This window comes from Pseudanabaena sp. CCNP1317, assembly GCF_034931345.1.
GTDB lineage: Bacteria > Cyanobacteriota > Cyanobacteriia > Pseudanabaenales > Pseudanabaenaceae > Pseudanabaena > Pseudanabaena galeata.
This window is the reverse complement of sequence record NZ_JAYGIF010000025.1, coordinates 18,770-27,650: the sequence shown is the minus strand read 5'-3', so window position 1 is coordinate 27,650 and position 8,881 is coordinate 18,770. Positions and strand designations below refer to the sequence as shown.

At 40.5% G+C, this 8,881-nt stretch carries 9 protein-coding genes; 4 read left to right on the top strand and 5 right to left on the bottom strand.

Features of this window, described 5'->3' with window-relative positions; genetic code table 11:
* Positions 1 to 643: 643 nt before the first annotated feature.
* Both VB775_RS09140 and VB775_RS09135 read right to left on the bottom strand, forming a co-directional pair.
* Entirely contained in the window at positions 644 to 1,129 is a 486-nt protein-coding gene (locus VB775_RS09140; RefSeq protein ID WP_281009989.1) for a hypothetical protein, read from the bottom strand.
* Between the two features lie 4 nt (positions 1,130 to 1,133).
* Entirely contained in the window at positions 1,134 to 2,246 is a 1,113-nt protein-coding gene (locus VB775_RS09135) for an ImmA/IrrE family metallo-endopeptidase (protein ID WP_281009990.1), read from the bottom strand.
* 189 nt (positions 2,247 to 2,435) lie between these two features.
* Here VB775_RS09135 and VB775_RS09130 point away from each other — a divergent pair, with 189 nt between their 5' ends.
* Genes VB775_RS09130 through VB775_RS09115 form a run of 4 tightly spaced genes read left to right on the top strand, consistent with a single transcriptional unit; the run spans position 2,436 to position 5,001 of the window.
* Positions 2,436 to 2,885: a multiubiquitin domain-containing protein gene (locus VB775_RS09130; protein WP_199289233.1), complete on the top strand. Its 450-nt coding sequence runs from the start codon at positions 2,436 to 2,438 to the stop codon at positions 2,883 to 2,885.
* A gap of 3 nt (positions 2,886 to 2,888) precedes the next feature.
* Positions 2,889 to 3,269 (top strand): E2/UBC family protein, encoded by a 381-nt coding sequence (locus tag VB775_RS09125; RefSeq protein ID WP_199289235.1) that lies wholly within the window; start codon positions 2,889 to 2,891, stop codon positions 3,267 to 3,269.
* Entirely contained in the window at positions 3,269 to 4,672 is a 1,404-nt protein-coding gene (locus VB775_RS09120) for a ThiF family adenylyltransferase (RefSeq protein ID WP_323216739.1), read from the top strand. Before VB775_RS09125 ends, VB775_RS09120 begins: the two co-directional genes overlap by 1 nt.
* Entirely contained in the window at positions 4,669 to 5,001 is a 333-nt protein-coding gene (locus VB775_RS09115; protein ID WP_281009992.1) for a DUF6527 family protein, read from the top strand. The genes VB775_RS09120 and VB775_RS09115 overlap by 4 nt, the downstream gene beginning before the upstream one ends.
* Here the strand turns inward: VB775_RS09115 and VB775_RS09110 are convergent.
* From VB775_RS09110 to VB775_RS09100, 3 genes are read right to left on the bottom strand one after another with little or no spacing between them, the layout of a single operon-like run.
* Positions 4,933 to 5,085, bottom strand: a complete 153-nt coding sequence (locus VB775_RS09110) for a hypothetical protein (protein ID WP_323216740.1) — start codon at positions 5,083 to 5,085, stop codon at positions 4,933 to 4,935. The two genes, VB775_RS09115 and VB775_RS09110, sit on opposite strands and share 69 nt — an antisense overlap.
* 11 nt (positions 5,086 to 5,096) lie before the next feature.
* On the bottom strand, positions 5,097 to 8,258 hold the full coding sequence (locus tag VB775_RS09105; RefSeq protein ID WP_281009993.1) for a helicase-related protein: 3,162 nt from the start codon (positions 8,256 to 8,258) through the stop codon (positions 5,097 to 5,099).
* Positions 8,255 to 8,878: a hypothetical protein gene (locus tag VB775_RS09100; protein WP_281009994.1), complete on the bottom strand. Its 624-nt coding sequence runs from the start codon at positions 8,876 to 8,878 to the stop codon at positions 8,255 to 8,257. The genes VB775_RS09105 and VB775_RS09100 overlap by 4 nt, the downstream gene beginning before the upstream one ends.
* Positions 8,879 to 8,881: the final 3 nt, after the last annotated feature.

Genomic DNA, 8,881 nt, shown 5'->3' with positions numbered 1-8,881 from the left:
TCTTGGCGCATGGAGGACAAAATAATTCCGCTGCGAGATTAGATTGACTAACTCAGGCAAGCGCCCTGTGGACGGCAGCATGTAATGAATATCAACTTGACAAGGACCAGCAGTATTAAACCATTTTGGCATGACGACAACTAACTAACGGGCAGATACCTCAACAATATAACGCAACGCGCCAAGCAAACCCCTCAAACCTCGAAAAAGTGTTAACTACAATAAGTATAAATACTTATTCGTATAAATTTAATGGCAAATAATTGATGATTATTTGCTCTAAGATAAATCTGAGACAAGTTAGGGCTTAGATCTTGATTTTACGATTTGTGATTGTGACCATAAGTTTGCCGCAGCAGCAAATTTATGGTGCCAACTTCTAGGATAAGGGACTCTAATACATAGCCAGTATACATTTCGGGGAAATGGGTCATGTTCTCAAAATCCCGTCTCCTAAAGTTATTTAGCCTAGCTCTAGCAAAAACAATCACTGCCGTTCTTTGCGTTAATCACTTTAGTAATGTCGCCAACAACTTACAACTTACCAGCTAAGTCCGAGATCGTTATTCAAATTACTAATACGCCTTTTTCACATTTCTGCTCTTTCCGTACCCCCTTCTCTGTGAATGGAGCAATACCTTAGTTATAGACTTTGCTCCCAATCTAGCAAGACATTAGGAGCAATCCATTTTCCTCTATCTTCTATAAGAATTCTTTTCATCTCTAATACTTGATCAATAGTTCTATATCCTGTATCAGACATTTCTTTTAGCAGTTGCAAAGTCCGAATGTAATTAATTTGATAGTTGTTACATATTTTGAGCATTTTCCCATCATCTGTGCCACAAATAAGTTTTGATTGCTTGGCGATCGCTAGTGTTGAACAATCAGCAGTGGAAATAGGAGAGAATTCTTGTCTAAACTTTCTGTAAAGGCTATATATCTCTTCAGTATTGAGAGGCAATGGCTGAAGATATTTAACAGCAGATTCTTTAGTTCTCTCGTCTAACTTACCAATACCAAGAATATCTTCAGATACAAAAAGAGGATTATAGTTATCTTGGAGCCATGTCCATTCATTCAGCCAGTGGAAATCAATTAGGGCATTAGCATCCAAGATCATAGTCATAGTCTTATTTAATTACATAGAAATCAGAATCTTGGCTATGACGTTTGATTCGTTCTTTACCCAAATCCTGAAGTTTTATGTCTAAAAGCTCAGCCGCTGTAGTTTCAGTAATTTCTTCTGCTTCTAGTGCTTGCCATACCAAGTTATTAAATCGCACGTTCTCAGGAAACTCTTTTAGATTTAAGCTTGGTTCTAGTTCCTCGGAATTTTTTAAAGAAACTCCATTACGGTTTTTGTAGATACCCTTAATCTTGATTATCTCTTTCTGATAGTCAATTTGTTTCATGTCAGCGAGACGACGCAAGATAGTTTGATAACTTACCCTAAAGTGAACTTTAAGTTTTAAGATGTCTTTTGTAAATCGATATACGCGCTCAAATTCAGGCTGACACACTAGTAAATGACCAGCAAAATAATTTGCTACTCCTTCACGAAATTTCTCTTCATCCTTTGTACCCTCCTCTTTCAACGTATCTTGATACTCACCACGATGAAAGATTAAATGTCCAATTTCATGTGCCAGAGTAAAGATTTGACGTTCAATAGTGACATTGGAATTTATTAAAACAAATGCGCCTGAATCATAACTACAAGCACCTAATCCAAAAAAACTTTCTGATTGGATAGGGCGGCGCAAAACTTTGAGTCCTACACCTTCTACTGCTTCAAATAGATTCGCAATTGGTGCATCTCCTAGCCCAATGCGATGACGAAACTGGGAGGCGATTTCTTGAATATATGCCTCATTACCCTGTACTTTATCGCAGGGAGTACTTTCTGGAGCATAAGGGTGAAGTCCAACAGCCTTTTCAAGTTGAGTATAGGTAGATAAGAGTTGGCGAACTTGAGCAGCAAACTGTGGTGATTTCCCAAAAGACTCGCGAGCACGAAAACGAAACTGGAGTTGATCATCATCTTTCGTGCGTAATAAATCATCTATACCAACTCCCAAAACATAAGCTAAATCTGAGAGAGTTTTACTATCAGGTAAAGTTTTACCCTTTTCGTAATTGTTAATGCTCTGGCGAGTGACCCCTGCCATTTCTGCTAGTCGCTCTTGAGACAGCCGTAATGCTTTACGGTAAAGAATCATATTGCCAGCGATAACATCTTTCATGGATGCCTCCTATTCGCTGATTTATTTTTAAATTAGTTTTTTTGACTATTATGCCAAAAGCGATCAGCTTTTGTCAAATTGATTTGACTATTTATGATCTAAAAAAAGATTTTTAGTCGAATACAGTTGACTTTTTAGGATGAGATATGTAATCTAGTGTCAAAGCACTTTTACATAGAGGTTAATCCTATGACTGCTAATTACAAGGTTCGCATTGATGATATTGTCCACTCCATAAACGATTCTGTAGTAACAGGACAGCAGCTACTCGATCTTGCAAACAAGCTTCCTACAAGAGAGTTCTTGATTTTTGAGATGCTTAGTAATGGTCAACTTGAAGAGATTCGACTTGACGAGACGACAAATCTACAGAAACAGGGAATTGAAAAATTCATCACCTTTCGTAGCGATCGCTCATTCTTCTTTACAATTGACGGTCGCCGTTTCCAATGGGGGGCAAGTTTTATTACTGGTTTTCAGCTTAAAAAGCTTGCGAATGTCGATCCCAATACTTATGGTGTTTGGCAAGAAACCAAAAGCACAGAAGATCGCAAAATTGAGAATTGTGAACTTGTAGACTTGACTGAAGCAGGTGTTGAAAGCTTTTTCACTGGTAAGCAGACAACTACAGAGGGTTAAGCTATGAGTTTTTTACCCGAACGAGATCGTCTATATCTCAATCAACATGCTGTGAACTATAGAGAATCAACGAATGGAAAGTATAAGGGTATTGTTTTGTCTGACTTTACCCTGCCAATTGGCTTATACAACATACCCAATGCTGACATTTTGATTTTGTTGCCTCCAGGTTATCCTGACGTTCCCACTGATATGTTCTATTTGTTCCCTTGGGTCACTTTAACACAAGCAGCAAAGTACCCCAAGGCAGCCGATCAACCTTTCCAGTTTGATGGCAAAAGTTGGCAAAGGTGGTCTCGGCACAATAACGAGTGGAGGGTTGGAATTGATGGCATCCATACCACATTAATTAGGATGACAACAGCTTTAAAGGAGGCAAAATGATGAAGGCTAGTTTGACATTACAGGAACATCACTATGAGCTTCTAAAAGAGCTTTTACAGCATGATGACGGAACCGAGGGAGCAGCTTATTTACTATGTGGTAATTCGTTTATCATATCTGATCCTTGGGATAGACAAGAACATCACAAATTTATTTCCTACGCAGTTGAAAAAGTTCCAGATGAAGATGTAGTCTCGCAATCTCAATTACACATTACTTGGAAGACAGACTCTTTTGTCAAAACATTAAAACAAGCAAAGATAAGAGGTCTAACAGTAGCAATTATCCATAGTCATAGTGATCTTTTAGCGTTTTCAGAGCAAGATGATCTCAATGAACCTGATTTAGTAGATCTTGCCAAGAATAGAAATGGTTTAGATACTAATTTATTAAGCCTGATTTTAATGCCTTCAGGTGAGATGATTGGCAGACTGTGGGTATCCCGAAACAAGAATATTCCACTTATCCTGATTCGTATTGTTGGTAATGCTATTCGACTCCATTATCCAGATAGGGGCAAAGGAATACCTTCATCTATCCTACAACGTCAGGCCTTAGCTTTTGGTGAATCACTTAATCAAGACCTGTCCTTATTGCGGGTTGGTATAGTAGGATGTGGTGGCACTGGTAGTGCTGTGGCTATGCTTTTAGGACGATTAGGTATTGGTCATATAGCTCTCTTTGACAAAGATGTTGTAGAGGAATCAAATCTGAATCGTCTGCATGGTGCTTTCCGTGATGATGTTAAGCAGAAGCTCCCAAAAGTTCAAGCGATTGCTCGTTCACTCTTGGGTTTAGATGTTGAAGTTCAGACTTTTCAGGAATGGATTAATGAAGATATCTGTCATGAAGCATTGAAATCGTGTGACATTATTTTTGGCTGTACAGACGATCATTCGGGTAGATTACTGCTAAACCGCTTTGCTTACTACTATGCTACACCTGTTATCGATCTTGGGCTTGCGCTAGAGGTTGCTAATGATGTTGGGTCTCTAAGGTTTGCTTGTGCAGATGGGCGCGTTACTGTCTTAATGCCTAAACATAGTTGTCTCTTATGTCATGGAGTGATCGATCCCGTGCAAGCGCGGGACGAAAATCTTAAACGCATTGATCCTGATGAGTTTGAGCGACGTAAGAAAGAGGCTTATGTACTTGGGGAAGGTAATCCAAGCCCTGCGGTAGTAACTTTTACTACTAGTGTGGCAATTATGGCTATCGAAGAGTTTTTACATAGATTGCAAGGATGGCGGGGAGAAAATAACGCGATCGCTAATCGTGTACGCAAGTTTACCTTGACAACAGATCGAAACCAAGGAGCAACTTATAATCCGAATTGTCCCATTTGTGTAAATCAAGATATCTGGGGTCTTGGAGATAGAGATCTGTTTTTGGAGGTCTTATGAACTTGTTAAGCTTTCTATTGGGATGGCTACGCATCATTCCTAAACAAGCCTTTTCAACCAAGTTTGTTTCATCTCATCCTTCTAATGATGCTGTGAAAAATGGTCAAATTTGGATTATTCGGGATAGGAAATTGATGAAGTGGGGTCGTCTGCGCTGTCCATGTGGCTGCGAAGAAATAATTCTGCTATCACTTAGTTCATCTCGCAGTCCAAGATGGCAAGTATCACTAGATTGGCTAGGCAGACCAAGTATCTCTCCATCAGTTAGGAGGCTGGATGGTTGTAGAAGTCATTTCTGGATTAGATCTGGCAAAGTTGATTGGTGTTGATTTGAAATTAGCGATCGCTATTTTTATTTGAGAATTTAGATAAGTATAATCTCCTTGCCCATCTTCTAAATACTCTAAAACCACTTGCAACTCTGCTATCTAACCTCTAAAGAGTTGAATAGAAGTAGTTCAAATAATGGATCGCCAAATGTCATCAATCGTAAAGATGGATGCTCGTCAAAGGTATCAGGATAAAAGGTAATTTGATAAGACTTTTGCTGTAATTGCATTGTCCAAACCTTGTCTCCTGCATCCTCAAAGGTGATTCTAGATTTTTGTAGTAGAAGCGATCGCGTAAACATTTGCTCGATCGCTTCTGCATCAAAGGGAGATCGCGGTATGGGTTTACGCAATTCAATAAGATCGGCTTCCACATCCATTGCCACAGCTTCATCAAGTGCTAGTTGTATGGATGGAGCATCAGGAGCTTCAAAAAATTCTGATAGTAAGACATCTTCTTCGAGTGGGTCTGCACTCATTACTGCTTTTTCGATAAAAGTAGGTACGCGAGCAAGTATGGGCTGTAGATTGCCGACAACATTTTTAAATGCTTTGATGCGATCGCGTAATTTGAGATAAACCTTTGCTTCTACCGTGCCATCGTAATAAAAGTTGTGGATTCTCACCGTTGCAAATTTTTGACCGATGCGATCAATTCTGCCAATACGTTGCTCTACTCGCATGGGATTCCAAGGCATATCGTAGTTAAATAGAACGCCGCAGGTTTGCAAGTTTAGTCCCTCACTGGCTGACTCAGTGCAAAGTAAGAGTTTGATTTCTCCATCACGAAATCGCCTTTTGATTTCTTCTTTTTTGACAATCTGCCATGTGCCATCGCGATTAAGTTCACCACCACGCCCCGAATAACAAGCGACCTGTGAGCCGTATAGCTGGATCAAGGTATCGCGTAAATAGTCCATCGTGTCGGTGTATTGCGTAAAGACGATCGCACTATCACGCTCTAAGGATTCTTGACGTAGTTTTTTAATAAATTCAGAACGTTTGGTATCTTCACCAGTGTTATCAAATTGTTGCAATAAGTCTTGTAGATATTCAATTTCTTTAGGATCGATAGGCTCCATATAGGACTCTAAGCCTTCGATAATCGCATCATCGGCATCGTCAAGATCTCTAAGATCATCTTCTCCAAATAGGCTACCTTGTTGAGTCAAGAGATAATCTAGCCGTCGTTGTAAAGATTTCTCGATCGCATAAAAAGAACTAGTCAAGCGCTTGCGATATAGCGTCATCAGAAACCCTAGCGCCTTACGATTTTCCTTTTGAGCGAGACGGTAAAAATGGCGTACATAATCGCTGACTTCACGATATAAATGGGCTTCTCGTTCTGGTTCTAGGGTAATTGCGTTATCAAATACCTCTCGTGTTGGTACAGATTTATCTAAGAAGCCACGTTTGTAATATTCGCGCAAGGTGTCGCGGGTATGGCGAAACATCAGGTCTTTGATTGGGGTATTGGCTGCAAGAAACTTTTTTGATTCACCGATGAAATTATCATCAGCTAGGTATTTTTGAGGATTAGTTATCTTCTGACCAGTTTGCCAAACATCTTCGATTTGGTATGACAACAGGCGATCGCTAGTTTCTAAAGCTTGCTGAATCTTACTGCAAGGTTTTCCACCATTGGCAAAGTAATCGACAGACATGGTTTGCCAAAAGTTGAGATTATGCTTATCGGCGGGTTCGGATAGGGTCGCAAAGTAATCACAAAAAGCATCGGCAAATTCCCAATGACCTTTTAAACCAAGCAATTTAATAAGGTCAAACATTTCCACTGCGTCGATCTGCATCGGGGTAGCCGAAAGAAGTAATAGAGCTAGGGTGTGCGCCCTGAGTTGCGCCATTAGTTCGAGTAGACAGTTGGGAGTATCCTTACGATTTTGAGGGCTTTTACGCCTTGCATGGTGTGCTTCGTCCAATACTACTAAGTCCCAAGGTTCGGAGTCTAGTAACTCTTGCATTCGCTCTTTGCGGCGCACCAAATGACTAGAGGCAAGGACTAAGTTTTTCTGATTCCAAGGATTTCCCGTAATTGTGACTGCTTGTTTATAGGGATCGATTAGTTCGTTTTTGCCATACGACCAGAAATGCAAGTTAAATTTTTCCCGCATTTCTTCTTGCCATTGCGGTTGCACGCTAGCGGGAACTAGAATTAAAACTCGCTTTACTTTTTTAGATAGCAACAAGTAACGCAATACTAAACCCGTCTCAATGGTTTTACCTAAGCCAACTTCATCGGCAATTAAGGCATTGCGCGGGAACTCGGCTGCCATACGGCGCAGGATTTTCATTTGGTGCGCCCAAGGCTTAACGGGAATTGATTTCACCGAGAAGTCTAAACAGCCTTCATGGTTGTGAATATTGGCAAGTTGGGCGAATTGCTCACGTTCCGCTTGTAGTTCTTCCTTAGAGATTTGGATTTCTACTTGAGGTGGTGTAGGTTCTTCAGTAGGCAGTTCTAATATTTCTGGCTTTGGTGCGATCGGACGGTCATCAAATTCAGCTAGGCGATTCCAGTCTGGCTTTTGGGTTGGGGCATAGCGCAATAGCTTTTGTTTTACCGCTATAGGGATTTCAAATACTCGCACATTGGGAAGTTCATCTTTCCATAGACGTTCAAAGCGATCGCTTTCATGTTGTACCCGTTGTAAATCTCTACCGCCATCCCATGAAAAGAAGACGTGAAAAGATTCACGATTGGATTGCCAGCCCCCGATTGACTCATTGTTAGAGCCATTAAAAGCAATACAGTCTCCATTCGCGTCAGAGATAATACCTACCTTTTCGTGAAAGAGATGTTGCGGATCGAGAACGCGATCGGATGAGTCAGGTTGACCGCTTGGCTTGAGTGGTATGGCAATGCGAATGTCAAGATATTCATTTTGAATTAACCAACTGAGGATTTCAAAATGCTTGAGTTGGGCAAAGTTGCTCGGTGGGGTGAGTTCAGTATCTAGGCGACTAGTTAAAGCATCACGCAAGGCGTAACCCTGTTGGACGGCTTGCAAGTCTTCGGGTGAGAACTGACAGCCCATGATTAGGCGCATTCTGCCTTGATTTTCCAGTAATGCACCAATGCCTCTAGCTACGCGACTGAGAATACTGCTATTGAAAAATCCTGCTTTGCGATCGTATTGCAGGGCGCATTCAAGGGCAGGAATATAGAAGTCAGTGATTAAGTTATCTTCATCACTGCCATATCCGATTTTCCACTGGCGATCGCTTAGTTTTTTACTCATAGGGCTAGGTTTTTCTCGCACTCTTGGAAAATGTAGTGCAATGCTCCCAAGGTTAGGGCTGCATCGTCTGCAATATAGCCTCTACTCTCATAAACTTTACCTGACAGGTCAAGTTTATAAAACATCCATTCCCTTGCATTAGTCACTATTCCCAATACTTCAATAAACTTCCCTGATTGTTTATTTTGCCATTGGCAAGCCTGCATTTCTACTAAACATTGTGCTAGTCCCTGTTCAAAATCATCTTTCTTTGCTTCGACAATACAAACAAATGGAGCTTCTAAATAGTCTTTTTTCTGAGCGATCAAATAGTCAGCATTACCAATCAATACGTCACTTTCTAACCTGCCGCCTTTCCAAATCTTAAGCTGGTCGAAATCTTCCATTGCTTCTTCACAGAAGGCATCAATCAGCAATTTTTTCGATTCTTCGTAGCTGCGGAGGTCAAAACGCTTCTGTAATCGCTCTAGTCTTTTTTTGAAGAAATCAGTTATTGGGAGTGCTTGACTTTCAAATTCCCAAGGGAGCAATGTAATAATTCCTAACTGTTTATAGGCTTCACCAACACTAAAACTAGAGAAATTTTTCTTTTTGGATTTTGGAATTTTAACTGTTGCCATAAT